The sequence below is a fragment of the Xanthomonas sp. WHRI 7945 genome (assembly GCF_035026585.1).
Genome location: NZ_JAYIQP010000003.1, coordinates 183,251 through 209,643 on the forward strand (window position 1 = coordinate 183,251; position 26,393 = coordinate 209,643).

Consider the following 26,393-nt stretch of genomic DNA (forward strand, 5'->3'; position numbering starts at 1 on the left):
ATGAACCGCTGACGCGAATGGACTGCGCCAGCGCTTCCCAGCCGGTAGACGCCATGACCTTGCCAGACGCCTCAGCCCTGCCGCCGACCGGCACCTCCCGCCTGCAGGCGCGTCCGCTCCTGCTCGCCCTGGCCTATGCGCTGGGGTTGCTGGCGATGGCGCTGTACGCGCTGCACGTCGGCCGCCAACTCGGACCGAACGGACCGGCGCTGGCGCGCCTGGCGCCGGCACTGGCGATCGGCGCGCTGCTGGCGGCGGCGCTGTACTGGGCCGGCCTGCGGCTCGCGGCGCCGTCGCTGCAGCGCGCGGTGCAGGCCGTGCAGGCGCTGGGCGAAGGCCGTTTCGAGCAGCGCCTGCCCCCCGCCGGCAATGGCGCGGACGCCGCGCTGCTGCGTGCGCTGCAGGCCGCGCAGGCGCGGCTGGCCGCGCGCCAGGCCGAGACCGAGGCCGAACTGGGCCGCGGCCGCTTCGTGATCCAGGCGCTGGACGACCTGGACACCATGGTCCGCATCGCCGACGACGACGGCCGCGTGCACTTCGCCAACCGCAAGCTGCTGCAGATGCTGCGCGCGATCGAGCCGGACGTGCAGAGCTTCCGCCCCGAGTTCCACGCTGAAGGGTTCGTCGGCGGCAGCATCGGCGACATCTATCCCGACAGCCAGGCCGCGATCGACCGCATGCGCGCGCTGACCGGCTCCAAGCGCGTGCGCGCGCCGTTCTTCGGCCGCCAGATCGACTTCGTCTACAGCCCGATCAGCGGCGCCGACGGCGTGCGCCTGGGCACCATCGCGCAGTGGGAGGAGGTGACCGCGCAGGTCGCTGCCGAGCAGGCGCTGACCACGGTGATCGAGGCCGCCGCGCACGGCGATTTCAGCCGCCGCATCGATACCGCGGCGATGGACGGCGTGCTCAAGGCGCTGGCCGAGGGCGTCAACCGCATCTCCGATTCGGTGGAGAACAATCTGGCCGCGCTGGCCGCCGCGCTGGCCGCACTGGCCGAAGGCGACCTCACCCATCGCGTCGACGGCGACGCGCAGGGCGTGTTCGCGCAACTGCGCGAAGACACCAACCGCACCGTGGCCAAGCTGACCGAGATCATCGTCGGCATCCAGGGCGCGGTCGAAGCGATCCGCCGCGCCTCGATGGAGATCGCCGCCGGCAACACCGACCTGTCCGACCGCACCGAGCAGCAGGCGGCGAGCCTGGAGGAAACCGCCAGTTCGATGGAAGAACTGACCTCGGCGGTGAAACAGAACGCCGACAACGCGCAGCAGGCCAACGGCCTGGTGCAGAGCACCGGCGAGATCGCCCAGTCCGGCGGCAAGGTGATGGACGAGGTGGTCGCCACGATGAGCGCGATCAGCACTTCGTCGCGGCGCATCGGCGAGATCATCAGCGTCATCGACGGCATCGCCTTCCAGACCAACATCCTGGCGCTGAACGCGGCGGTGGAAGCCGCGCGCGCCGGCGAGCAGGGCCGCGGCTTCGCCGTGGTCGCCTCGGAAGTGCGCTCGCTGGCGCAGCGCTCGGCAGATGCGGCCAAGGAGATCAAGGGCCTGATCGAGGACTCCACGAACAAAGTGACGCTGGGTTCGGGGCTGGTGAACCGGGCCGGCGCGACCATGCACGAGATCGTCGGCTCGGTGCAGCGCGTGACCGGGCTCATCGGCGAGATCAGCGCCGCCAGCGTCGAGCAGTCCAGCGGCATCGAGCAGGTCAACCGCACGGTGATGCAGCTGGACGAAGTGACCCAGCGCAACGCCGCGCTGGTCGAGGAAGCGACCGCCGCCGCCCGCAGCATGGAAGAACAGGCCGGCAGCCTGGCCACGGCGGTGGCGGTGTTCCGTATCGAACCCGACCGCGGCCACGCCGGCGGCAACGTCACTCCGCTGCTGCGCAGCGCGGGCTAGAAAAAGCCGATCAGAAAGCCAGCTAGAAACGGCTGCAGCAGCGTATCCGGGAACAGCACCGCGCGCTGGTGACGCGCCCCTGCCGGGCGCAGCGCCATGAGAGCGTCGTTGCGCAGGTGGCTGCGAATGACACGCGCCACCGGCCGCCTTGCGACGGCAACGCGCAGCGCGTCGGACATACCCACGCACCACACGCCAACGATCGGCGGTGCCAGCATGGCGCTGCGCAGTGCTGGCGACTACGGCGAGCCGACGCCGCCCTCCAATCCTTCCCTGGCTGGCGCGACCGCGCGTGGCCGCGCCACGCCGCGCTCACTCCAGAAAGCGCGAACGCTGCTCCGGGTCGGGCAGGAAGCACTGCGCAGTGGTGCCGAACCAGCGATAGCGGTTGCGCGCGAGCAGCCGGTACGCCGCGTCGCGCCAGCGCCGCGGCACTACGCGCAGTGCCGCCACGATGCGCCATGGGCCGCCGAGGCCGGCGATCACGCCGATCGCCGCATCCGAGTCGGTCCAGGCGCGCTCCGGGGTCAGCAGCAGGAACGAGAGCGGATCGTCCGGATCCAGCCCGTTGTCGCGCAGCAGCGTGCGCCCGCTGGCCGATTGCAGCGCGGCGAAGCGATAGCGGCCGCGGCGATCGAAGCGCAGCAGGAAGCGTACCCAGCCGCTGCACAGCACGCACACCCCGTCGAACACGACGATCGCGCTGCCGGCGGCCGCGGCGGGCACTGCGCCGCGCGGGCGCTCAGGCCGGCGCAAGCCAACCCTCGTAGCGGATGAACGGGCCGATCCACGGCAGCGCCACCTCGACCAGGAACGCATAGCGGCCGTCGCGCTCGCTTTCGCGGCAATGCACGCCGGCCAGCCAGCGCCGCGGCAGCGGCAGCACGCCGAACGCCCAGGCGCGCGCGGCGCGCCAGACGATGGCCGTGCCGTCCACGCGCAGCGCGAATTCGAATTCGACCGCGCCCAGGCGTTCGCGCAGCCGCCCGTCCTGCAGCCACAGCCGCGACGGCATCGCATGTGTACCGAAACGGCGTTCCCAGCGCTCGCCCTGCGCATCGGCGCTGAACGTCACCGCGACCGGCACCGCGGCGCCGGCCGGCGGCAATCGCGCCAGCCACGCGCACAGCGGCAACAGCGGATGCCGGCCGCGGCGCACCTCGGCATGACCGGCGTAGCGCTGCCGCTGCGGCACCGAATGCAGCGCGCGCAGCGCTGGCGGCAACTGCGCGAAGTCGTCGCCGAGCAGTTGCGCGAACAGCGGCACGCTCAGTCCGCGATCCATGCCAGCGTGGCCATGCGCCCGCTGCGGCGGTCGCGGCGATAGGAATAGAAGCGTTGCGGCGCGGAGATCGTGCACAGCCCGCCGCCGTACACCTGCGCAGGATCCAGCCCGGCCGCGGTCAGGCGTTGCCGCGCCAGCGCATACAGATCCACGCGCCAATGGCCGGGGCGGGTCGCGACGAAGGCGCTGGCGGCGGCCGGATCGTGGCCCAGGAAGGCATCGCGCACGTTGGCGCCGATCTCGTACGCCTGCGGCCCCGCCGCCGGCCCCAGCCAAGCCTGCAGCTGCGCCGGCGGCGTGCGCAGCGCGGCGACGGTAGCTTCCAGCATGCCGGCGGCCAGGCCCTGCCAGCCGGCATGCGCGGCGCCGATCTCGCTGCCGTCGCGGGCGGCGAACACCACCGGCAGGCAATCGGCGGTCAGGATCGCCAGCACCACCCCGGGCACGGCGGTGACCGCGGCATCGGCGGTCGGTTCGGCGTCGATGCCGACCGCGGCGGGCGGCCGCTCGAAGCGCAGCACCTGCACCCCGTGCACCTGCCGCAGCCAATGCGGCGGCGACGGCAGCGCCAGGCGCGCGGCGAGTTCGTCGCGGTTGCGCTGCACCGTGGCCGGGTCGTCGCCGTCGGCGGCGCTGCGGTTGCCCAGGTTGAAGCGGTCGAACGGCGGCAACGAGGCGCCGGCGCCATGCCGCAGCGTGGTCAGCGCGCGTACCCGCGGCGGTGCCGGCCAATCGGCGGCCAGGGCGAACTCGGTGAAGTCGGTGAAGTCGGTCATGAGCACATGGCCCGGGACCACGCAATGCAGGCGAACGGCGCCAGCGGGCGCAGCGCCGCGCTACCGACGGCGACCGCCTGCGCTGCGACGGCCGCGTGGGCGTATCGGAAACCACCACGCCGGCCGCGCGTCCCCGCCGCCTGCACCGGCACGCCAAGCCGTGTCGCCCATTCCCGGGCACGTCCGCTCGGGAATGGGCGAACGGCCCCAGGCCCACGCTCGCGCACCGGCGCCATCCTCAGCGCCGCGCCTGCTCGGCGGCCAGCCGCGAGTCCTCGCGCAACGCCGCCAGCAGGCGCTGCAGGTCGGCCGGCACCGTGGCGGTGGCGCGCACCGGCTCGCCATGGACGGGATGCTTGAACTCCAGCGTCTCGGCATGTAGCGCCTGGCGCTTGAAGCCGCGCAATTCGGCGATCAGCGTCTCGGTGGCGCCCTTGGGCAGCTTCAGCGGGCCGCCGTACAGCGGGTCGCCGATGATCGGGTGCTTCAGGTGCGCCATGTGCACGCGGATCTGGTGGGTGCGCCCGGTCTCCAGGCGGCACTCCAGCGCGGTATGCGCGCGGAAGCGCTCGCGCAGCCGGTAGTGGGTGACCGCGTCGCGGCCGTCCTCGCGCACCGCCATGCGCAGGCGGTCGCGCGGGTGGCGGTCGATCGGCGCATCGGCGGTGCCGCCGGAAACCAGCGGCCCGCCCACCACCGCCAGGTACTGGCGGTGCACGTCGCGCGCCGACAGCTGCGCCACCAGCGAGGTGTGCGCCGGCAGCGTGCGCGCCACCACCATCGCGCCGCTGGTGTCCTTGTCCAGGCGGTGCACGATGCCCGCGCGCGGCAGCGCCGCCAGCGACGGGTCGCGGTACAGCAGGGCGTTGACCAGGGTGCCGCTGGGGTTGCCGGCGCCCGGGTGCACGACCAGCCCGGCCGGCTTGTTCAGCACGATGACCTGGTCGTCCTCGTACAGCACCTCCAGCGGGATGTCCTCCGGCAGCGCGTGGGTCTGGGTCTCCAGCACCACGTGCAGGCTGGCGATCTCGCCGCCGCGCAGGGCGTCGCGTGGCCGTGCCGGGGCGCCGTCCAGCAGCGCGTCGCCGGACTTGATCCATTCGGCCAGGCGCGAGCGCGAGAATTCGGGAAACAGCTCGGCCAGCACCGCGTCGAAGCGGCGGCCGGCGGCATGGTCGGGCACGCGCGCCTGGCGCGGGCCGTCGGAGGCGGCGTCCTCGGGGGAGTCCGGGAGGGTATTGGGCATGAAAAGGGCACGGCTACGTCGGAAAGGGAGGGTCGCGGCGGCCGTAGTCAGTCGCCGGACAGGCCACTAGGCTATCATCGCCCCTTCGTATTCCTGACGTGTCCTGCCCGAACCCATGATCCGACGCTCCGTCCCGCTCTCCGCGCACGTCCGTTTCATCGCCCTGATGCTGGTCATGGTCGTCGTGGCGACGGGTTGCCACCGCCAGAAGAACAAGAATCCCGAGGAAGGGATGCCGGTGGAGCAGCTCTACCAGAAGGCGCACTCGCAGATGCAGAGCGGCAACTGGGCCGGCGCCGAGGGCAGCTTCAAGCGCCTGATCGCGCAATATCCCTACGGCCAGTACACCGAGCAGGCGATGATCGAGACCGCCTACGCCCAGTTCAAGGCCGGCAAGCACGACGACGCGGTGTCCAGCATCGACCGCTTCATCCGTACCTATCCGACCCACCGCAACATCGCCTACATGTACTACCTGCGCGCGCTGTCCAACGGCAACCGCGACACCGTGTTCCTGCGCCGGGTCTGGTCGCTGGATCCGAGCCGCCGCGACCTGTCCACGCCGCAGCAGGCCTACGCCGACTTCAACATCGTCGCCGAGCGCTATCCGAACAGCCGCTACGCCGCCGACGCGCGCCAGCGCATGATCGCGCTGCGCAACGTGTTCGCCCAGCAGGAGCTGGACAACGCGCTGTACTACCTGCGCCGCGACGCCTGGGTCTCGGCCGCCGGCCGCGCCACCTACCTGCTGGAAACCTATCCGCAGAGCGCCTACCAGTACGACGCGGTGGCGGTGCTGGCCGAGGCCTATACCCATCTGGGCAACAAGCCGCTGGCCGACGACGCGCGCCGGGTGCTGGAACTCAACGATCCCAAGCATCCGTGGCTGACCGGCCACTGGCCGAAGTACCCGTGGATGATCCGCAAGCTCAACCCGTTCGCCGGCGAGAAGTCCGCTTCCACCGGGCAGTCCAACTCGGAAATGGCCCGCTGAGCCAACCGCCGGACGCAACGACACAGGGGCCGCAAGGCCCCTTTTCGTTTGCCGACGCAGGCAACGGCCGGCAAGCGGGCGTTTAGCAGAAACCGGCCGCTGCTCCGCCCGACCAGACGCGATCTGCGTGTGGCCCGCGACCGCTGCAGCCAATGCGCCCGACCCCATCGAGCAGCTGTCGCCAACCGGGCAAGTCGTCCACGCGTTCGCGCGCCGACCGGCGCCGCCCGGCTATGCTGGCGGCATGTTCGAACTGCATCAGGTCACCCGCCGCTACGGCGAGGCACTCGCGCTGGACCGGGTCGATCTGCGCATCGCCCCCGGTCGCACCACCGCGCTGATCGGCCCCAGCGGCGCCGGCAAGTCCAGCGTGCTGCGCATGCTGCTCGGGCTGGAGTGGCCGGACGCCGGCGAAGTCCGCTTCCAGGGCGAGCCGCTGCGCCGCGCCACGTTGCTGGCGCAGCGCCGCCGCATCGGCTACGTGATCCAGGAGGGCGGTCTGTTCCCGCACCTGAGCGCGCGCGACAACGCCGCGCTGCTGGCGCAGACCCTGGGCTGGGCGCGGCCGCGCATCGACGCCCGCTTGCACGAGCTGGCCGCGCTGTGCCGCCTGCCCGACGCCCTGCTGGCGCGCTATCCGGCCGAACTGTCCGGCGGCCAGCGGCAGCGCGTCGGCCTGATCCGCGCGTTGCTGCTGGACCCGCCGGTGCTGCTGCTGGACGAACCGCTGGGCGCGCTCGACCCGATCGTGCGCCACGAGCTGCAGACGCAGATGCGCGAGCTGTTCGCGCTGCTCGGCAAGACCGTGGTGCTGGTGACCCACGATGTCGCCGAGGCCGCCTACCTGGGCGACACGCTGGTGCTGATGCGCGGCGGGCGCATCGTGCAGCAAGGCAGCCTGCGCGACCTGCTGGACACGCCGGCCGACCCGTTCGTCGGCCAGTTCCTGCACGCGCAACGCACGCTGGAGGATGCGCGGTGACGGCGTCGGTGCGGCGCCACGCGGCGGTGCTGGTCGTGCTCGCCGCGGCGCTCGCCCTGCTCGCCGGCAGCGCAGCGGCGGCGCCGGAGAAAGTCGTGGTCGGCTCGAAGAACTTCACCGAGGCGGTGGTGCTCGGCGAGATCGCCGCCGGCGCCGGACGCCAGGCCGGCGTGGAGGTCGAGCACCGGCGCCAGCTCGGTGGCACCCGCATCCTGTGGCGCGCGCTGGAGCAGGGCTCGATCGACGCCTATGCCGAATACACCGGTACCCTGGCGGCGGAACTGCTGCAACTGCCCGACGCCGACGATGCCGCGTTGCGCCGCGCACTGGCGCAGCGCGGCCTGGCGATGAGCGCGCCGCTGGGCTTCGACAACACCTATGCGTTCGGCATGCGCCGGCAACGCGCGCAGGCGCTGGGCATCGTGCGCCTCTCCGACCTGGCCGCGCATCCGTCGCTGAAATTCGGGCTCAGCAACGAATTCGTGTCGCGCGCCGACGGCTGGCCCGGGGTGCGCGACGCCTACCAGTTGCCGCAGACGCCGACCGGGCTGGACCACGACCTGGCCTATCGCGCCCTGGACAGCGGCGCGATCGACCTCACCGACCTGTACAGCACCGACGCCGAGATCCCCGCGCACGACCTGCTGGTGCTGCAGGACGACCGCCGCTACTTTCCGCGCTACGCCGCGGTGTTCCTGTATCGCAGCGACCTGGCGCAGCGCGCGCCGCGCTTCGTGCAGGCGCTGGAGGGCCTGGGCGGGCGCATCGACGCGGCGACGATGCAACGGCTCAACGCCGAGGCGAAGCTGCAAAAGCGCGCCGAAAGCGCGATCGCCGCGCAGTGGCTGGGCATCGCCGCACCGGCGCAGGACAGCCGGCTGTCGCGCCTGCTGCAGCGCACCCGCGAACACCTGGCGCTGGTCGGCCTGTCGCTGGGCCTGGCCCTGCTGGTGGCGCTGCCGCTGGGCATCCTCGCCGCCTACCGACCGCGGCTCGGCCAGGTGGTGCTGTCGCTGACCGGGGTGCTGCAGACGCTGCCGTCGCTGGCGGTGTTCGTGTTCATGATCCCGCTGTTCGGCATCGGCGCCAAACCCGCCATCGCCGCGCTGTTCCTGTACAGCCTGCTGCCGATCGTGCGCAACACCCATGCCGGCCTGACCGGCATCGCCCGCGACCTGCGCGAGACCGCCGCGGCAATCGGCCTGCCGCCGGGCACGCGGCTGTGGCGGATCGAACTGCCGCTGGCCTTGCGCACCATCCTGGCCGGCATCAAGACCGCCGCGGTGATCAACGTCGGCACCGCCACCCTGGGCGCACTGATCGGCGCCGGCGGCTACGGCCAGCCGATCCTCACGGGCATCCGCCTGGACGACATCGGCCTGATCCTGGAAGGCGCGGTGCCGGCAGCGGTGCTGGCGCTGCTGGCGCAGGCGCTGTTCGAAGGCCTGGAGCGCTGGCTGACCCCGCGCGGCCTGCGCCTGGCGGCGCGGCGCTGAGGCCGGCGCGTCCCGACCACTCATCGACGCGACAGAGCAAGCGATCGTGCGCTCAGCCCATCGATCACACCATGGCGCCGGCCAGCGGTCGGCTTCGGAACCCGTCGGGACTGAAGTCCCTCCCACAACGGTGCACCCATCCGAGTCGCCGCAAGCCCCCCTGTGGGAGCGACTTCAGTCGCGACGAACGAAGCAATAAACCTCCCAACTCCGGCCACAGTCGGGGCTGAAGCCCCTCCCACAGTGCACCGAACAGGTTAGCCGCAAGCCCCCTGTAGGAGCGGCTTCAGCCGCGACGAACGAAGCGACAGGCCTCCAGGCTCCGGTGACGGTCCGGGCTGAAAGTCCAACGCCACCTCAGCCCTCCTGCACAAGAACGCTCCGAACGCGCGCTCACCCGCGCGTCGCAGCGACCATCTCCCGCGCCAGCCCGCGCATCGCCTCCGGCGTCAGCTGCAGGTACGGCGCGATGCGCAACGCGCCGTGGCGGTGGGTGCAGATCACCTGCGCGCGCTGCAGCCATGCCAGCAACGCCTGCAGCGCAGACGCCGGCGGCCGCAGCGCGGACAGGTGCGGCGCATGCCCGGGCACGGTCCAATCGCCAGCGCCGTGCGCCCGCAGCTCATCCTCGAATGCCGCGCCGAGTTCGCCCAGCCGCGCCGCGATCCGCGCCGGCTGCCAGTGCCGCAGCTGCTGCAGCGCCGCGGTCGCCATCGCCAACCGCAACGGTTCGGCGACGCCGCCGGCATCGAAGCGGCGCGCGCCGGCGCGGAACGGCGGCGGCGCGTCGGCCGGGAAGTTCCAGTCGGCGCCGGGATCGCGGGCTTGCCAATGGTGTTCGATCGGCACGCCATGCGCGCGCCAGTGCGGCGCCGCCCAGAGCCAGGCCAGCCCCATCGGCCCGAGCAGCCACTTGTGCCCGACCGCGACCACGAAATCCGGCCGCCACGCCGCCAGCCGCGCCGGCAGCACGCCCAGGCTCTGGCTCAGGTCCAGCACCAGCGCCGCACCGGCCGCATGCACGCGCGCGGCGATGCGGTCCAGGTCCAGCAACGCGCCGTCGCGCCAGTAGGCATGCGGCAGCGTCGCGATCCGCACCCGCGGCTCGGCGTCCAGGGCCGCCAGCACCGCCTCGGTCCAGTCCTGCAGCGGTCCACGCCGCACCACCGCCAGGTGCGCCCCGGTCTCGGCGCAGCGCTGCTGCCACAGCAACAGGTTCGACGGAAACTGGCCGTCCAGCAGCAACACCGCCTCGCCCGCCGCCAGCGGCAATTGCCGCGCCGCGGTGGCCAGCCCATAGGCGGCCGACGGCACCATCGCCAGGCCGTCGATGTCGCCGTCGAACAGCGTCGCCGCGGCCAGGGCGCGCAGGTCTTCGATCTGTTCCCGCCAGGCCGCGAAGGACAGCATCCACGGCGCGACCGAATCGGCCAGCGCCGCCTGCCCGGCGGCCAGCACGCTGGCCAGCCGCGGCCCCTTGCTGGCGGTGTCCAGATAACGCACGCCGTCGGGCAGGACGAAGGCGTGCGGCGCCTGCGCGAGGTCGACCGGCGCCGGCACCGCAGCACCGGTCGCAGGGGCCCACAGGGAGGCGTTGGACGGGATTGCTGTAGACATAGGAAATGAGGCCGTTTGACGCGACGGGGATCAGGCCCGCCAAGATCGCATTGACCGGGCTAGCGTAACGCGACGTTCCACCGCGCATGACGGCATGTTCACGGTCTTCCCCTAAGCTTGGCGGATGCACTCGACCTCTCAGGCGGCCTCCCCCACGCCCATGGCGTCCGGCGTACCGCTGTCGGCGCGTTTCCGCAACGTGCGCCAACGCACCCGCCAGCTCGCCGCGCCGCTGAGCGAGGAAGATGCGATGGTGCAGAGCATGGACGATGCCAGTCCGGCGAAGTGGCACCTCGCACATACCACGTGGTTCTTCGAACGCTTCGTGCTCGGCGCCGACGACGGCTACCGCGCGGTCGATCCGCAGTGGGACTACCTGTTCAACAGCTACTACCAGAGCGTCGGCCCGATGCATGCGCGGCCGCGCCGCGGCGTGCTGTCGCGCCCGTCCCTGGCGCAGGTGCTGGACTACCGCGCCGAGGTCGAGGCGCGGGTGCTGGCGCGGCTGCAGGCCGGCGACCTGTCGGCGCAGACGCTGCAGGTGCTGGAACTCGGCCTGCACCACGAGCAACAGCACCAGGAGCTGCTGCTGACCGACATCAAGCACGCGTTCTGGAGCAATCCGCTGGCTCCGGCGTATCGCCACGATCTGGCCGTGACGCAGGCACCGGCCACCGCGCTGCGCTGGATCCAGCGCGATGAGCAATTGTGCGAGATCGGTGCGACTGGCTGGCCGGCGCATGCGGCCTTCGCCTACGACAACGAGTCGCCGCGGCACCGCGTGCTGGTGCCGGCGCATGCGCTGGCCAGCCGTCCGGTGAGCAATGCCGAATACGCGGACTTCGTCGCCGACGGCGGCTACCGCAACGTGGCCCTGTGGCTCAGCGACGGCTGGGCGCGGCGCACCGCCGAGGACTGGCAGCGGCCGCTGTGCTGGCATGCCGACGGCGCGCGCGAGTTCACCCTGGGTGGTTGGCGCGAACGCGATCCGCACGCGCCGGTCTGCCACATCAGCCTGTTCGAGGCCGACGCCTACGCGCGCTGGGCCGGCGCCCGGCTGCCGACCGAAGCCGAATGGGAACAGGCTGCCACCGGCGTGGCCATCGCCGGCAATTTCGTCGACGCCGATGCGCTGCATCCGCAATCGGCCGCGCACGGCGACGCCGGCCTGCAGCAGTTGTTCGGCGATGTCTGGGAATGGACCGGTAGCGCCTACCTGGCCTACCCCGGCTTCCGTCCATGGTCGGGCGCGCTGGGCGAGTACAACGGCAAGTTCATGAACGCGCAGTGGGTGTTGCGCGGCGGCAGCTGCGCCACGCCGCACGACCACATCCGCGCCAGCTACCGCAACTTCTTTCCCTCCGATGCGCGATGGCAATTCGCCGGCGTGCGCCTGGCCAAGGATCCCGTATGAACGCCGCGACCGCCCGTGCCCTGACCGAAGCCGCGCTCACCGACCTGCATCCGCAACCGGACGACATCGCCGCCGATGCGATCGCCGGCCTGTCGCGCAGCCCCAAGCAATTGCCGTCCAAGTATTTCTACGACGCCGAAGGCTCGCGCCTGTTCGAGGCGATCACCCGCCAGCCCGAGTACTACCTGACCCGCACCGAGCTGGATCTGCTGGAAGCGCGGATGCCGTCGATCGCGCAGGCAGTGGGCAGCGGCGCGCACGTGGTGGAACTGGGCAGCGGCAGCGGGCGCAAGACCGAACTGCTGCTGGAAGGCCTGCGCGCGCCGGTGGCCTACACCCCGATCGAGATCTCGCGCGACATGCTGATGTCCAGCACCGCGCGCCTGGCCGAGCGCTTCCCGGGCATCCAGATGCTGCCGGTCTGCGCCGACTTCACCACCCCGGTGGCGCTGCCGGCGCCGCAGCGCAGCGCGCGCCGCACCCTGGTGTTCTTCCCCGGCTCCACGCTGGGCAACTTCACTCGCGAGGACGGCATCAAGCTGCTGGCGTCGATGCGCGCGACGATGCGCCAGGACGGCTGCGCGCTGATCGGCATCGACCTGGTCAAGGACGTGGCGGTGCTGGAGGCGGCCTACAACGATGCGGCCGGCGTCACCGCCGAGTTCACCGTGAACCTGTTGCGCCGGCTCAACCGCGAGATCGGCAGCGATTTCGACCTGGAGCAGTTCCGCCATCGCGCGGTGTATGCGCGCGAACGCGAGCGCATCGAGACCTTCCTGGTCAGCCAGCGCGCGCAGCAGGTCCGCGTGGGCGGACGCCGCTTCGACTTCGCCGCCGGCGAAGCCATGCAAGTCGAATACAGCCACAAGTACACCGACCAGAGCTTCGGCGAGATGGCCGCCGCGGCCGGCCTGCGGGTCAGCCACGGCTGGAACGCGCAGGACGATGCGTTCGGGTTGCGGTTGCTGCAGGCGGTGTGATTAAAGCCGGGACTCGGGACGGGGACTCGGGACTCGGACAGCGGCGAATCCCGGATGCGGATGCTGTCGCGGTCCGCTCCTGTAGGAGCGGCTTCAGCCGCGACCGGCACTCACCCATCCTGGGAACTGCCACGAAGGTCCGCGAGACCGCGGCGTTCTCTCCCGCCTACGCCTGGTACCCGTTGGTGATCGGATAGCGCCGTTCGCGGCCGAACGCGCGCCGCGACACCTTCGGTCCCGGCGCGGCCTGGTGCCGTTTCCATTCGGTGATGCGCACCAGCCGCACCACGTGATCCACCACCTCGGCGGCGTAGCCGGCGGCGACGATCTCGTCGCGCGACTCCTCCTGGTCGACGTAGCGGTACAGGATGCCGTCGAGCACGTCGTAGGGCGGCAGCGAATCCTGGTCGGTCTGGTTGGCGCGCAGTTCCGCCGACGGCGGCCGCGCGATCACCGCCGGCGGGATCACCGGCGCACCGCCGACCGTGTTGCGCCATTTCGCCAGGCCGAACACCTCGGTCTTGTACAGGTCCTTGAGCGGCGCATAGCCGCCGCACATGTCGCCGTAGATGGTGGCGTAGCCGACCGCGTACTCGCTCTTGTTGCCGGTGGTCAGCAGCAGTCCGCCGAACTTGTTGGCCAGCGCCATCAGGATCACGCCGCGGCTGCGCGACTGCAGGTTCTCTTCGGTGACGTCGGCCTGGGTGCCTTCGAACATCGGGCCGAGCGCTTTCAACAAGCCTTCGAACGCCGGCTCGATCTCCACCGTCTCCAGCTTCACGCCCAGCGCGCGGCATTGCTCGTCGGCCAGGTCGTTGGACAGGCCGGCGGTGTAGCGCGACGGCAGCCGCACCGCGGTGACGTTGTCGGCGCCGAGCGCATCCACCGCCATCGCCAGCACCAGCGCCGAATCGATGCCGCCGGACAGGCCCAGCCACACCTTGGAAAACCGGTTCTTGCCGCAGTAGTCCTGCAACCCGCGCACCACCGCGCGCCAGGCCAGCGCGTCCATGCTCTCGTCGCCGTCGTCGATCCAGCGCAACGGAGTGAATGCGCGCGTCTGCGTCGCGTAGTCCACCACCAGCCACTGGTCGGTGAACGCGGCCGCGGCCGGATGCACGCTACCGTTGCCGTCGGCGACCACCGAGGCGCCGTCGAACACCAGCGCATCCTGGCCGCCGACGACGTTGAGATAGGCCAGCGCCACGCCGGTCTCGCGCACGCGCTCGGCCAGCAGCGCATCGCGCTGCGCGTGCTTGCCGCGCTCGAACGGCGAGGCATTGGGCACCAGCACCAATTCGGCGCCGTGGCGCGCGGTATCGGCCAGCGGCTCGGGAAACCACAGGTCCTCGCAGATCACCAGGCCGACCTGGGTGCCCTTGACCTCGAACACGCAGCTGCCGCCGTCCGGATCGACGTCGAAATAGCGGCGCTCGTCGAACACTGCGTAGTTGGGCAGTTCGCGCTTGCGGTAGGTGGTTTCGATGCGCCCGCCGCGCAGCACGCTGGCCGCGTTGTAGACCACGCTGCCGGCGCTCTGCGGCCAGCCGAGCACCGCGACGATGCCGTGCACGCGCACCGCGATGCGCTGCACCGCCAGTTCGCAATCGGCGAGGAAGCCGGGACGCAGCAGCAGGTCCTCCGGCGGATAGCCGCTGACCGCCAGTTCCGGGAACAACACGATGTCGGCGCCGTACTCGTCGCGCGCCTCGTCGATCATCGCGATGATCCGGTCGGTGTTCTGGGCCACGGCGCCGACCGGGAAATCGAACTGGGCCATGGCGATGCGAAGGGAAGAAGACATGGACAACCTTGCAGAGGCGGAAGGGGGAAGGCGCGCCGCGGTCGCGGATGCGGCGACCGCGCGGCGGACACGGACGGCATCCGCACGGCGGCAAAACGCAGTGTAGCGCCGCACCGCACCGCACCGCGGCCGACGACCCGGGTTCACCTTTCGGCGCTGTGCCTCATCAGGGAGGGCGTGTTGCGGTTCGACTGGCGTACCGTGGGAGGAACTTCAGTTCGACGGGTTCGGAAGCCGGTCGCTGATGGACTGCGCGTCGCGACTAGAAGTCGCTCCCACAAGGAGCGACATGCCGTGTGCCGGCCGGGTGCACTATAGGAGGGACTTCAGTCCAGACTGTCTCCAAAGCCCGTCGCCGGCCGAGGCCGGGTCGCGGCTGAAGCCGCTCCTACAAGGGCGAACATGCCGGACGCCGGCCGGCTGCACTGTGGGAGGGACTTCAGTCCCGACAGGCTCCGAAGCCGGTCGCTGATGGACTCCGCGTCGCGACTGAAGTCGCTCCCACAAGGAGCGACATGCCGAGTACCGGCCGGGTGCGCTTGGGGGATTTCAGTACCGAGTGTCTCCGAAGCGGGTCGCGGCTGAAGCCGCTCCTACAAGAGCGAACATGCCGGGTGCCGGCTGAGTGCACTGTGGGAGGGACTTCAGTCCCGACGGGCTCCGAAGCCGGTCACTGATGGACTCTGCGTCGCGACTGAAGTCGCTCCCACAAGGAGCGACATGCCGGGTGCCGGCTGGCTGCACTGTGGGAGGGACTTCAGTCCCGACGGGCTCTGAAGCCGTTCGCTGATGGACTCCGCGTTGCGAATGAAGTCGCTTCTACTAAGAGCGGCAAGCCCGCGCATCGCCTCAACCGTTGCCGCGACTGCCGGCCCGCGCGCGGCGGCGCCGGCGCCAGCGCTGCCACAGCGCCACCAAGGCCGCGAGCAGCGCCAGCGCGACGACGCCCAGCGTCGCCATGCGCGCGGCCACGCCGTGCTGGAACACCACCTCCTTGCCCTCGCCGTCAAGCGCATAGGCGATCACGTAGTCGCCCATCGGCCCCATGCCCTCGCGGCCGCCGGCGGCGATCACCACGTATTGCTTGCCGCCCACCGCATAGACCGATGGCGTGGCCTGGCCGCCGGCCGGCAGCTTGGCGTCCCACAGGGTCTTGCCGCTGGCGCTGTCGAGCGCGCGCAAACGCGCGTCGGCGGCCGCGGCGATGAAGGTCAACCCGCTCGCGGTGGTCACCGCGCCGCCAAGCAGCGGCGTGCCCACCTCCAGCGGCAGCCACGGCAGCTTCTCTTCCAGCGTGCCGAGCGGGCGTTCCCAGGCGATCTTGCGCGTGCGTAGATCGACCGCCACCAGGCGTCCCCACGGTGGCTTGACGCAGGGAATGCCGCCGGACGAGGCCAGCATGCCGCGGCGCATGTAGTACGGCGTGCCTTGCATGTCGTTGAACTGCTGGTCGGGATGGCGCGCGTGGTCGGCCTCGCTGAAGCGTTCGCGCGGGATCAGCGCCACCTGCATCGGCAGGTCCGACACCGGCATGATCGCCAGCTGGCGCTGCGGGTCCACCGCGATCCCACCCCAGTTCACCCCGCCGGCCCAGCCCGGCAGCGCGATCGTGCCGCGCACGCTGGGCGGGGTGAACGGGCCCTCCGAGCGCAGCCCGTCGATCAACGCCTCGCACTCGCGGCGCGCGCCCGGCGTCGCCCCCCAGGCATCCGCGGCGGTCAACGGCGTGTGCCGTGCCAGGCGCAGCGCCGGCTCGGGCATCGGCTGGGTCGGCGAAACGCGCTCGCCAGGCACATCCGTCGCCGGCACCGGCACCTCGCTGATCGGGAACACCGGGTCGCCGTCGCGGCGGTCGAAGGCGAACAGGAAACCGGTCTTGGTCGCCTGCAGCACCGCCTCGCGCGGTCCCTGCGCGGTCTGCACCGTCGCCAGCACCGGCTGCGAGGCCAGGTCGTAGTCCCACAGGTCGTGATGCACCAGTTGCTGCGCCCATACCCGGCGGCCGCTGTGCAGGTCGAGCGCCACCAGCGAATTGGCGTCGCGGTTGTCGCCGAGCCGCTCGCCGCCGTAGTAGTCGGGGCTGGCCGAGCCGGTCGGCACGTAGACCAGACCCAACGCCAGGTCCACCGCCAGCGGCGCCCAGGCATTGCCGCCGCCGACCGTCGCGGCCTGCTCCGGCTGCCAGCCGGCCGCCGCCGCCGCGTCGGGCGCACGCGGCACCGGATCCCAGCGCCACAGCTCGCGGCCGCTGCGCACGTCGTAGCCGCGCACCACGCCCTGCTCCAGCGCATGCCCGCGGTTGTCGCCGATCGAACTGCCGACCACCATCACCTCGCCGGCCACCACCGGCGGCGAGGTCACCGCATAGTTGGCCCAGGCATCGCTGGGCGCATCGTGCACATCGACACCGGCATGCAGATCGATGCTGCCAGCATTGCCGAACCCGGCGCAGGGCCGGCCGTCGGCGGCGTCCAGCGCGATCAGCCTTGCATCCAGGGTGCCGAACACGATGCGCTCGCGGCATGCGCCCGCCGCGGCCTGCGCGTCGCGCCAGAAACTCACCCCGCGCGAGGCCGGATCGCTGTAGTGCTTGCCGCGCGCGACCTTGGCGTCGAACGACCACAGCTCGCGGCCGCTGGCCGCATCCAGCGCGAAGGCGATGCCGGTGCCGGTGACCAGGTACATGCGCCCGTCCACCACCAGCGGATTGGCCTCGAAGCGGCGCCGTTCCGGATCGGGCAGGCCCGCGCCGAGCTCGCCGGTGCGGAACGACCAGGCGATGCGCAGCCGCCCGACGTTGTCCGGGGTGATCTGGGTCAGCGGCGAATGCTGCCCGCCGCCGGGCGCCCCGGCATAGCTGGGCCAGTCGCCCGGCGCCGCCTCACAGATCCCGCCGACGCCGAGCGCCAGTCCCGCACCGCACACCGCTGCCCGCCATCCACTGCTCACCCGTGCCGCTCCTGTCGTCGCTTGAAGTAGCGGCAACCATGCGTAGCGCCCGCCCCGCCCCGCCACGATCAAGGGACGGCGGCGGCCACGACAGTGACCAATGGCGGCGACGCAGGGATGAGTGGGGCCGGTGCCAAGCGAGCCCATGATGGCCGGCAGCCGCACGTCGGGACATTTCGAATCGCGGCCACATTTCAAATTCTGTGGGGCAGCTCTGGAAGCGGTGGCCATTGAGAGCGACGGCCTTCCGGTAACGCACATTGCGAAGGCTGCTACGAATGCTCCGTTCAACGCAATCTCTGTGTCGAACATGCCGAGCTGACGTGGGTTGCGGCAGCGCGTGGCCCGCAACGGCAGAGCGACAAGCCCCTCTCCCCGGCAACCGAAGGAAGCTCTCGTAGGAGAGATGGGTTGGGGTGCGGATATGGGCGAACGCGTCACTTGCGACAGCGGCGCTTCACCTTCGAAAAAAGGCCGGCACAAAAAAGGCCCCGCTTTCGCGAGGCCCAGTTCGACGCTGACGGACATGCCGCCAGCGAACGGTCGCCGGTATGCGGCACCTGCGCCGCATACCGAAACCGCGTGTCGCTTACTTCACCAGCGAAGCGATCGCCGCACCCAGGTCGCCCGGCGAGCGGACGGTCTTGACGCCGGCCGCTTCCATCGCCGCGAACTTGCCGGCGGCGGTGCCCGAACCGCCCGAGGCGATCGCACCGGCGTGGCCCATGCGCTTGCCCGGAGGGGCCGAGGCGCCGGCGATGAAGCCGACCACCGGCTTCTTGACGTGGGCCTTGATGTACTCGGCGCCGGCTTCCTCGGCGTCGCCGCCGATCTCGCCGACCATGATGATGCCCAGGGTCTGCGGGTCTTCGTTGAACAGCTTGAGGCAGTCGACGAAGTTCAGGCCGTTGATCGGGTCGCCGCCGATGCCGATGACGGTGGACTGGCCCAGGCCGGCCGCGGTGGTCTGCTTGACCGCTTCATAGGTCAGCGTGCCCGAACGCGACACGATGCCGATCTTGCCCGGCATGTGGATGTGGCCCGGCATGATGCCGATCTTGCACTCGCCCGGGGTGATGACGCCGGGGCAGTTCGGACCGACCAGGGTCACGTCCGGGTGCGACTTCAGCACGTTCTTGACGCGCAGCATGTCCAGCACCGGGATGCCCTCGGTGATGCAGATGATGACCTTGATGCCGGCCGCGGCCGCTTCCAGGATCGCATCGGCCGCGAACGGCGGCGGCACGTAGATCACCGACGCATCGGCGCCGGTGGCCTCGACCGCTTCGCGCACGGTGTTGAACACCGGCAGATCGATGTGGGTGGTGCCGCCCTTGCCCGGGGTCACGCCGCCGACGACCTGGGTGCCGTACTCGACCATCTGGGTCGCGTGGAAAGTACCCTGCTGGCCGGTGAAGCCCTGCACGATGACTTTCGTGTTCTTGTTGATCAAAACAGACATGAATTCTTCCTAGTCTCGTGGGTTCAGGCAGCGACGGCTGCGACGGCCTTCTTGGCGCCATCGTTGATGTCGTCGGCCGGGGTGATGGCCAGGCCGGATTCGGCCAGCAGCTTCTTGCCCGCCTCGACGTTGGTGCCTTCCAGACGCACCACCACCGGCACCTTGACGTCCACTTCCTTGACCGCGGCGATGATGCCCTCGGCGATCATGTCGCAGCGGACGATGCCGCCGAAGATGTTGACGAAGATCGCCTTGACCTTGTCCGAGGACAGGATCAGCTTGAACGCCTCGGTCACGCGCTCCTTGGTGGCGCCGCCGCCGACGTCCAGGAAGTTGGCCGGCGAACCGCCGTTGAGCGCGATCACGTCCATGGTGGCCATGGCCAGGCCGGCGCCGTTGACCATGCAGCCGATGTTGCCGTCCATGGTCACGTAGTTCAGGTCGTACTCGCTGGCGCGCACTTCGGCCTCGTCTTCCTGGGTCTTGTCGCGCATGGCGGCCAGATCCTTGTGGCGGAAGGTGGCGTTGTCGTCGGAGTTGACCTTGCCGTCGAGCGCGTACAGGTCGCCGCTGTCCAGGATCGCCAGCGGGTTCAGTTCGACCAGCGCCAGGTCCTTCTCGTTGAACAGGGTGTACAGGCCGCCCATGATCTTGGCCAGCTGGTTGGCCTGCTTGGCGGTCAGACCGAGCTTGAAGCCGATCTCGCGCGCCTGGTACGGCTGCAGGCCTTCGACGAAGTTCACGTTGAGGGTCTGGATCTTCTCGGGGGTCTCGGCCGCGACCTGCTCGATGTCCACGCCGCCTTCCGACGAGGCGATGTAGGTGATCGACTGGGTGCCGCGGTCGACCAGCACCGACAGATACAGTTCCTTGGCGATCTCGCCGGCCTCGGTGACCAGCACCAGGCTGATCGGCAGGGCCACGCCGGCGGACTGGTAGGTTTCCATCGAGGTGCCGAGCATCTTGGCCGCAGCGGCCTTGACGTCGTCGGTGGTCTTGCAGAACTTCACGCCGCCGGCCTTGCCGCGGCCGCCCGCGTGGATCTGGGCCTTGACCATCCAGGGGCCATTGCCCAGGGCATTGGCCGCTTCGACGGCTTCTTCGGGCGTGGACGCGACGCGTCCGGCCGGGACCGGGATGCCGTAATCGGCAAACAGTTGTTTCGCCTGGTATTCGTGGAAATTCATGCGTCACCGTGGGAAGAGGAACGACCGTCCCGCAGCGCTCCGGGCCTTGATGGCGGCCGGAAGGGTACGGACGGGCCGCATATTGTCGCCGACCCTGGGCGACGGCGCAAAAGCGCCGGTCCGGCCCCTGTGTGAAGCCGCCCTCGGCCCGGCCCGTGCCGCGTCCGGCCTGCCCTCGGCCGGGCGGGCCCACAGCCGCCGGCCCCGATTGCGCGCCTGCCATCGCATTCCCCGGCGCGACGCCTATACTCGCGCCGTCCGCCGCCTGGCTGGAGTCCGGCTTGCCCACAAGCGCTTCGCTCATCGACCGCATCGAGTCCATCCCCCGCCGCGAGCTGTATTTCTTCGCGCTGTACCGGGTGCTGGTGGCCGGGCTGATCGCGGCCTTGGTGTTCAGCCCATTGAGCGTGCTGGTCGGCGCACCGCGGTTCCCGCAACTGGCGGTCGGGCTGGCAGGCGCCTACCTGGCCGTGGCGCTGCTGCTGCTGCTGTGGGGCCGCAACGAGCGCCATCTGACCGCGATCGTGTTCTGCAGCGCGACCGCGGACATCGCCGCGGCCACCCTGGCCGCGCACGCGCTGCCGGCGGCCAGCGCCGGCATCGCGATGATGCTGCTGTTCAACGTCGCCGCCGCGGCGATGCTGCTGCGGCTGCGCTACGGCTTCGGCGTCGCCCTGACCGCGGCGGCGGCCACGCTGCTGGAATACCTGTGGACCGCGCTGGACGGCGGCGAGAACACCCGCAGCCTGGCCGAACTGGCGATGTTCGCCACCAGCTACCTGGCCGTGGCCTACATCTGCTACCAGATCGGGCAGCGCGCGCGCAGCAGCCAGACGCTGGCCGACCAGCGTGGCGCGGAAGTGGCGAATCTCTACGAAATCAACGAGTTGATCATCCGCCGCATGCGCACCGGGGTGCTGGTGGTGGACGCACAGAACCGCGTCACCCTGGCCAACGAGGCGGCCTCGGCCCTGCTCGGCGACGCCGACGGCAACAGCGGCAGCGGCCGCCTGGACCTGCTCAGCGCCGCACCGGAACTGGCGCGGCGCCTGCAGCGCTGGCGCAACGGCTGGAACCAGGAAGAGACGCCGCTGCAGCTGTCGCCGGACCAGCCCGAAGTGCAACCGCGCTTCGCCCGGCTGCTGATGGAAGGCGACCTGACCCTGGTGTTCCTGGACGATGCGACGGTGGTGTCGCGGCGCGCCGAATCGCTGACCCTATCGGCGCTGGGCCGGTTCTCGGCCAGCCTGGCGCACGAGATCCGCAATCCGCTGGCCGCGATCAGCTACGCCTCGCAGCTGCTGGAGGAGTCGCCGGCGATCGGCGATGCCGACCGCCGCCTGCTGCAGATCATCCACATGCAGTGCCAGCGCACCAACGGCATCGTCGAGAGCGTACTGGGACTGGCCCGGCGCGAGCGCTCCAATCCGGAGAACCTGGACCTGGGCGTGTTCGTGCGCCGCTTCGTGCTGGAATACCAGCAGACCATGTCGATCGAGACCGACAGCCTGGAAGCCATCGCCGCGCCGAAGGCGGTGCACGCGCTGGTCGATCCCAAGCACCTGCACCAGATCCTCAGCGCGCTGGTGCACAACGCGCTCAAGTACGGACGGGTGATGGAGGAGCCGGCGCGGGTGCGGCTGCGCGTGGCGGTGCAGGAGCGCAACGCGATCGTCGATGTGATGGACCGTGGCCCCGGCATCCCCGAGGCGGTGGCCGCGCAGCTGTTCCGCCCGTTCTTCACCACCTCCGAGCACGGCACCGGGCTGGGCCTGTACATCGCCCGCGAGCTGTGCCGGGCCAACCAGGCGCGGCTGGAGTACGTGCCGGTGCCGGCCGGCGGCGCCTGCTTCCGCGTGGTCCTGCCCGGCCCGCACACCATGCTCGCGAACTGAGCGCCACACCGGCACCCCCCGTGGCGTCGAAAAATTGGCGCTGGACCCTGGACCTGGGCTATCTTTTCCCCACATGAACGAAACCCGAAGCGCCCTTGTCGTCGACGACGAACGCGACATCCGCGAACTGCTGGTACTGACCCTGGGCAGGATGGGGCTGCGCATCAGCACCGCCGCCAACCTCGCCGAAGCCCGCGAACTGCTGGCCAGCAACCCCTACGACCTGTGCATCACCGACATGCGCCTGCCCGATGGCAACGGCATCGAGCTGGTCAGCGAGATCGCCCGCCACTATCCGCGCACGCCGGTGGCGATGATCACCGCGTTCGGCAGCATGGACCTTGCGGTGGAAGCGCTGAAGGCCGGCGCCTTCGACTTCGTCAGCAAGCCGGTGGACATCCACGTGCTGCGCGGCCTGGTCAAGCACGCGCTGGAACTCAACAACACCGAGCGCGCCGCGCCGCCGGCGCCGCCGCCGGAGCAGGCCAGCCGCCTGCTCGGCGCCTCGACCGCGATGGACGCGCTGCGCGCCACCATCGCCAAGGTCGCGCGCAGCCAGGCGCCGGTGTACATCCTCGGCGAGTCCGGCGTCGGCAAGGAACTGGTCGCGCGCACCATCCATGAGCAGGGCGCGCGCGCGGCCGGGCCGTTCGTGCCGGTCAACTGCGGCGCGATCCCGGCCGAACTGATGGAAAGCGAGTTCTTCGGCCACAAGAAGGGCAGCTTCACCGGTGCCCACGCCGACCAGGCCGGCCTGTTCCAGGCCGCGCAGGGCGGCACCCTGTTCCTGGACGAAGTGGCCGAGCTGCCGCTGCCGATGCAGGTCAAGCTGCTGCGGGCGATCCAGGAGAAGTCGGTGCGCCCGGTCGGTGCCGCCACCGAGGTGCCGACCGACGTGCGCATCCTGTCGGCCACCCACAAGGACCTGGCCGACCTGGTCGCCGACGGCCGCTTCCGCCACGACCTGTACTACCGCATCAACGTGATCGAACTGCGCGTGCCGCCGCTGCGCGAGCGCGGCGGCGACCTGCCGCAACTGGCCGCGGCGATCCTGGCGCGGCTGGCCAAGAGCCATGGCCGGATCACCCCGCTGCTGTCGCCGTCGGCGCTGGACGCCCTGAACCGTTACGCCTTCCCCGGCAACGTGCGCGAACTGGAGAACATCCTCGAGCGCGCCCTGGCGATGGCCGAGGACGACCAGATCAGCGCCGCCGACCTGCACCTGCCGCAGCCCGGCAACAGCGCCCGCGCCGCGGCCGAAGCCGCCCCCGCCCTGCCGCCCGGCGTGGTCGACATCGACCCGACCTCCTCCGCCCTGCCCTCCTACATCGAGCAGCTCGAACGCGCCGCGATCCAGAAGGCGCTGGAGGAAAACCGTTGGAACAAGACCCGCACCGCGGCCCAGCTCGGCATCACCTTCCGCGCGCTGCGCTACAAGCTCAAGAAGTTGGGGATGGAGTAGAAGAGCTGGGATTGGGGAATTGGGATTGGGGATTCGTAAAAGCACGCTTCCCCTGCCCTGCACCTAATTCGGCCCAGGTAGAAAAAAGCCGGATCAAGGCCCCCCAGATGAAGCGCCGCTGCGCTGCATTTGCGAATCCCCTCATCCCAAATCCCGAATCCCGGCCCCATCAGTCCTTGGTAACGCGATTGATCTCGGCCAAGCTGGTGATGCCGTTGCGGGCTTTGAGCAACGCCGACTGGCGCAGGTCCTTGACCCCGATCTTCTGCGCCGCCTCGGCGATGTCCATCGCGTTGCCGCCCTGCAGCACGATGGCCGCGATCTCGTCGTTCATCGGCATCACCTGGTAGATGCCGGTACGCCCCTTGTAGCCTTCGGTGCACTCGTCGCAGCCGACGGCCTCGAACAGCTGGATGCCGGCGGCGATTTCCGCCGCGCTGAATCCCTCGGCCAGCAGCGCATTCTCCGGAAGCTGGCTGGGGCGCTTGCAGTTGTTGCACAGGCGCCGCGCCAGGCGCTGCGCGATCACCAGCGTCACCGAACTGGTGATGTTGTACGGCGCGATGCCCATGTTCATCAGGCGCGCGATGGTCTGCGGCGCATCGTTGGTGTGCAGCGTGGACAGCACCATGTGGCCGGTCTGCGCCGCCTTGATCGCGATCTCGGCGGTCTCCAGGTCGCGGATTTCGCCGACCATGATGATGTCCGGATCCTGGCGCAGGAACGAACGCAGCGCCACGGCGAAGGTCATGCCGCGCTTGTTGTTCTGCTGCACCTGGTTCACGCCGGGCAGGCGGATTTCCACCGGATCCTCGGCGGTGGAGATGTTGCGGGTATCGTCGTTGAGGATGCCCAGCGCGGTATACAGCGACACCGTCTTGCCCGAGCCGGTCGGGCCGGTCACCAGCACCATGCCATAGGGCTTGTGGATCGCGTCCAGGAACAGCTTCTGCTGTTCCGGCTCGTAGCCGAGCTTGTCGATGCCCAGCTTGGCCGCGCTGCCGTCGAGGATACGCAGCACGATCTTCTCGCCGAACAGCGTCGGCAACGTGCTGACGCGGAAGTCGATCTGCTTGCTCTTGGACAGGTTGAGCTTGATGCGCCCGTCCTGCGGCACCCGCTTCTCGGCGATGTCCAGCTGCGACATCACCTTCAGTCGCGCCGCAATACGCTGGTTGAGCTTGACCGGCGCCTTGGCCACGCTCTTGAGCAGGCCATCGATGCGCAGCCGCACCCGGTAGTCGTCCTCGTACGGCTCGAAATGGATGTCCGAGGCGCCGCGGCGGATCGCGTCGACCAGCATCTTGTTCACGAACTTGACCACGGGCGTGTCGTCGCCCTTGGCATCGACGCCGGTATCGCCGCCGCTGCCCATGTCCTCGTCGCCGGCGCCGACCTCGAGGTTGTCCATGCCCTCCTCGTCGTCGCCCAGCGCGTTGCCGATCGCATCGCTGCGCGCCTGCCACTGCTCCAGCGTGCGCCGGATCTGGTCCTCATCGACCAGGATCGGCTCGACCGTCAGATTGGTATGGAACTTGATGTCGTCCAGCGCCCGGGTCTGGGTCGGATTGCTGATCCCGACGAACAGCCGGGTACCGCGCTTGAACAGCGGCAGCACTTGGTGCTTCTGCAGCAACTCCTCGCTGACCAGCTTGATCGCGCTCTGGTTGGCATCGAACACCGACACATCCAGCAGCGGCATCCCGAACTCCACCGCATTGGCGGCAGCCAGCTGCGCCGCGGTGGCCAGCTTCTTCTCCGAGAACCACTGCGGCAGCGGGATCTTGGCCTCGGCGGCATGCGCCATCGCGGTCCGCGCGACCGCCTCCTCCACCGCGCCATCCTGAACCAGGCGGCGCGCGATGCCGGTGATGCCAACCAGGTTGGCCGAGACAGCTGCATTCATGGAAAAGCCCCCGTTCTTGCGGACCAAAGATACTGCAAATTCCGCGCAACCGCTTCCGGCACAGCAGCAAACGCAGGCGGCATCGCTACGCGCCACGAATCCGGCCGCGACTGGGATTACCATAGCCGACGGGGAACTAGGGGTCGACCTTTGGACAAGATCAGCATCATCCTGCCAGCCAAGAACGAGGTGGCCGGTCTGTCGCGCACGCTGCCGCGGCTGCGCGAGGAAATGCCGGATGCCGAGATCATCGTGGTCGACGACGGCTCGACCGATACGACCGCGCAGGTCGCGCGCGACCATGGCGCTCGGGTCATCGGCAGTCCCTACTCGATGGGCAACGGTGCGGCGATCAAGCGCGGCGCACGGGCCGCGGGCGGCGACATCCTGGTGTTCATGGATGCGGATGGACAGCACGATCCAAGCGACATCCACAAACTGCTGGCCAAGCTCGGCCAGGGCTACGACATGGTCGTCGGCGCCCGCGACAGCAGCGGACAGGCGAGCGTGCACCGCGGTCTGGCCAACCGCTTCTACAACTGGCTGGCCAGCCGCATGACAGGCTTCGAGGTGAAAGACCTCACCTCCGGCTTCCGCGCCGTCCGCGCGGACAGGTTCCGCGAATTCCTGCACCTGCTCCCGAACGGGTTCAGCTACCCCACCACCAGCACCATGGCCTTCTTCCGCAGCGCCTATCCGGTCGCCTACGTGCCGATCCCCGTCGCCAAGCGGGTCGGCAACGGCAGCCACATCCGCCCCATGAAGGACGGCATCCGCTTCCTGCTGATCATCTTCAAGATCGCCACGTTGTATTCGCCGCTTAAGCTATTCGTCCCGGTCTCGATGGCATTCTTCGCCCTCGGGCTCGCCTACTACGGCTACACCTTCGCGACGATGCACCGTTTCACCAACATGAGCACGTTGTTGTTCAGTGCGGCGGTGATCATTTTTCTGATCGGGCTGATTTCCGAGCAGATCACCAATCTGACGTATCGGCGCGACGCCTGAATGCACGCGGTGCGAGCCGA

The 26,393-nt window shown here is 70.0% G+C and carries 20 protein-coding genes; 9 read left to right on the forward strand and 11 right to left on the reverse strand.

From position 1 onward, the window contains the following. Nucleotides 1-53: 53 nt before the first annotated feature. Complete coding sequence (locus VDQ83_RS03910) at nucleotides 54-1,910, forward strand: methyl-accepting chemotaxis protein (RefSeq protein WP_455433933.1); 1,857 nt, start codon at nucleotides 54-56, stop codon at nucleotides 1,908-1,910. On the opposite strand, the gene VDQ83_RS03915 is transcribed toward VDQ83_RS03910, so the two are convergent. From VDQ83_RS03915 to rluD, 5 genes are all read right to left on the reverse strand, one after another. After that, nucleotides 1,907-2,089: a hypothetical protein gene (locus VDQ83_RS03915; RefSeq protein WP_455433934.1), complete on the reverse strand. Its 183-nt coding sequence runs from the start codon at nucleotides 2,087-2,089 to the stop codon at nucleotides 1,907-1,909. The two genes, VDQ83_RS03910 and VDQ83_RS03915, sit on opposite strands and share 4 nt — an antisense overlap. 133 nt (nucleotides 2,090-2,222) lie before the next feature. After that, the gene (locus VDQ83_RS03920) at nucleotides 2,223-2,666 is read right to left on the reverse strand and encodes a thiol-disulfide oxidoreductase DCC family protein (RefSeq protein ID WP_455433935.1); all 444 of its coding nucleotides are present in this window, start codon (nucleotides 2,664-2,666) and stop codon (nucleotides 2,223-2,225) included. Further along, complete coding sequence (locus tag VDQ83_RS03925; RefSeq protein ID WP_455434007.1) at nucleotides 2,653-3,177, reverse strand: DUF4166 domain-containing protein; 525 nt, start codon at nucleotides 3,175-3,177, stop codon at nucleotides 2,653-2,655. Before VDQ83_RS03925 ends, VDQ83_RS03920 begins: the two co-directional genes overlap by 14 nt. A 2-nt stretch (nucleotides 3,178-3,179) precedes the next feature. Then, entirely contained in the window at nucleotides 3,180-3,971 is a 792-nt protein-coding gene (pgeF, locus tag VDQ83_RS03930) for a peptidoglycan editing factor PgeF (RefSeq protein ID WP_455433936.1), read from the reverse strand. 238 nt (nucleotides 3,972-4,209) lie between these two features. After that, nucleotides 4,210-5,217 carry a 23S rRNA pseudouridine(1911/1915/1917) synthase RluD gene (gene rluD, locus VDQ83_RS03935; RefSeq protein ID WP_455433937.1) on the reverse strand — a complete coding sequence of 336 codons (1,008 nt, stop codon included), beginning with the start codon at nucleotides 5,215-5,217 and terminating at the stop codon, nucleotides 4,210-4,212. 115 nt (nucleotides 5,218-5,332) lie between these two features. On the opposite strand from rluD, the gene VDQ83_RS03940 reads away from it, so the two are divergent. The 3 genes from VDQ83_RS03940 (at nucleotide 5,333) to VDQ83_RS03950 (ending at nucleotide 8,689) form a co-directional block, all read left to right on the forward strand. Next, nucleotides 5,333-6,211, forward strand: a complete 879-nt coding sequence (locus VDQ83_RS03940) for an outer membrane protein assembly factor BamD (RefSeq protein ID WP_455433938.1) — start codon at nucleotides 5,333-5,335, stop codon at nucleotides 6,209-6,211. Between the two features lie 244 nt (nucleotides 6,212-6,455). Beyond that, the gene (locus VDQ83_RS03945; RefSeq protein ID WP_455433939.1) at nucleotides 6,456-7,193 is read left to right on the forward strand and encodes an ATP-binding cassette domain-containing protein; all 738 of its coding nucleotides are present in this window, start codon (nucleotides 6,456-6,458) and stop codon (nucleotides 7,191-7,193) included. Nucleotides 7,194-7,219: 26 nt separating this feature from the next. Then, on the forward strand, nucleotides 7,220-8,689 hold the full coding sequence (locus VDQ83_RS03950) for an ABC transporter permease/substrate-binding protein (protein ID WP_455434008.1): 1,470 nt from the start codon (nucleotides 7,220-7,222) through the stop codon (nucleotides 8,687-8,689). 393 nt (nucleotides 8,690-9,082) lie between these two features. Here the strand turns inward: VDQ83_RS03950 and VDQ83_RS03955 are convergent, their stop codons facing one another. Beyond that, nucleotides 9,083-10,306: an aminotransferase class V-fold PLP-dependent enzyme gene (locus VDQ83_RS03955; protein WP_455433940.1), complete on the reverse strand. Its 1,224-nt coding sequence runs from the start codon at nucleotides 10,304-10,306 to the stop codon at nucleotides 9,083-9,085. Between the two features lie 124 nt (nucleotides 10,307-10,430). Between VDQ83_RS03955 and egtB the strand changes: the two genes are divergently transcribed. Next, on the forward strand, nucleotides 10,431-11,720 hold the full coding sequence (gene egtB / locus VDQ83_RS03960; RefSeq protein ID WP_455433941.1) for an ergothioneine biosynthesis protein EgtB: 1,290 nt from the start codon (nucleotides 10,431-10,433) through the stop codon (nucleotides 11,718-11,720). Beyond that, nucleotides 11,717-12,700, forward strand: a complete 984-nt coding sequence (gene egtD, locus VDQ83_RS03965) for an L-histidine N(alpha)-methyltransferase (RefSeq protein WP_309921265.1) — start codon at nucleotides 11,717-11,719, stop codon at nucleotides 12,698-12,700. Before egtB ends, egtD begins: the two co-directional genes overlap by 4 nt. A gap of 166 nt (nucleotides 12,701-12,866) precedes the next feature. On the opposite strand, the gene VDQ83_RS03970 is transcribed toward egtD, so the two are convergent. From VDQ83_RS03970 to sucC, 4 genes are all read right to left on the reverse strand, one after another. After that, entirely contained in the window at nucleotides 12,867-14,504 is a 1,638-nt protein-coding gene (locus VDQ83_RS03970; protein ID WP_455433942.1) for an NAD+ synthase, read from the reverse strand. 849 nt (nucleotides 14,505-15,353) lie between these two features. Further along, nucleotides 15,354-17,453: a pyrroloquinoline quinone-dependent dehydrogenase gene (locus VDQ83_RS03975; protein WP_455433943.1), complete on the reverse strand. Its 2,100-nt coding sequence runs from the start codon at nucleotides 17,451-17,453 to the stop codon at nucleotides 15,354-15,356. 589 nt (nucleotides 17,454-18,042) lie between these two features. After that, nucleotides 18,043-18,915, reverse strand: a complete 873-nt coding sequence (sucD, locus tag VDQ83_RS03980; protein ID WP_263395447.1) for a succinate--CoA ligase subunit alpha — start codon at nucleotides 18,913-18,915, stop codon at nucleotides 18,043-18,045. Nucleotides 18,916-18,938: 23 nt separating this feature from the next. Next, nucleotides 18,939-20,102, reverse strand: coding sequence for an ADP-forming succinate--CoA ligase subunit beta (gene sucC / locus VDQ83_RS03985; RefSeq protein WP_145702360.1), 1,164 nt, complete (start codon nucleotides 20,100-20,102; stop codon nucleotides 18,939-18,941). A gap of 281 nt (nucleotides 20,103-20,383) precedes the next feature. Between sucC and VDQ83_RS03990 the strand changes: the two genes are divergently transcribed. Together VDQ83_RS03990 and VDQ83_RS03995 are read left to right on the forward strand one after the other, a co-directional pair. Next, entirely contained in the window at nucleotides 20,384-21,997 is a 1,614-nt protein-coding gene (locus VDQ83_RS03990; RefSeq protein WP_263395448.1) for a sensor histidine kinase, read from the forward strand. Between the two features lie 73 nt (nucleotides 21,998-22,070). Then, complete coding sequence (locus tag VDQ83_RS03995; protein ID WP_309921249.1) at nucleotides 22,071-23,459, forward strand: sigma-54-dependent transcriptional regulator; 1,389 nt, start codon at nucleotides 22,071-22,073, stop codon at nucleotides 23,457-23,459. A gap of 169 nt (nucleotides 23,460-23,628) precedes the next feature. On the opposite strand, the gene pilB is transcribed toward VDQ83_RS03995, so the two are convergent. Then, on the reverse strand, nucleotides 23,629-25,365 hold the full coding sequence (gene pilB / locus VDQ83_RS04000) for a type IV-A pilus assembly ATPase PilB (RefSeq protein ID WP_263395450.1): 1,737 nt from the start codon (nucleotides 25,363-25,365) through the stop codon (nucleotides 23,629-23,631). Between the two features lie 150 nt (nucleotides 25,366-25,515). Between pilB and VDQ83_RS04005 the strand changes: the two genes are divergently transcribed. Next, nucleotides 25,516-26,373, forward strand: a complete 858-nt coding sequence (locus tag VDQ83_RS04005) for a glycosyltransferase family 2 protein (protein ID WP_455434009.1) — start codon at nucleotides 25,516-25,518, stop codon at nucleotides 26,371-26,373. Nucleotides 26,374-26,393 lie beyond the last annotated feature (20 nt).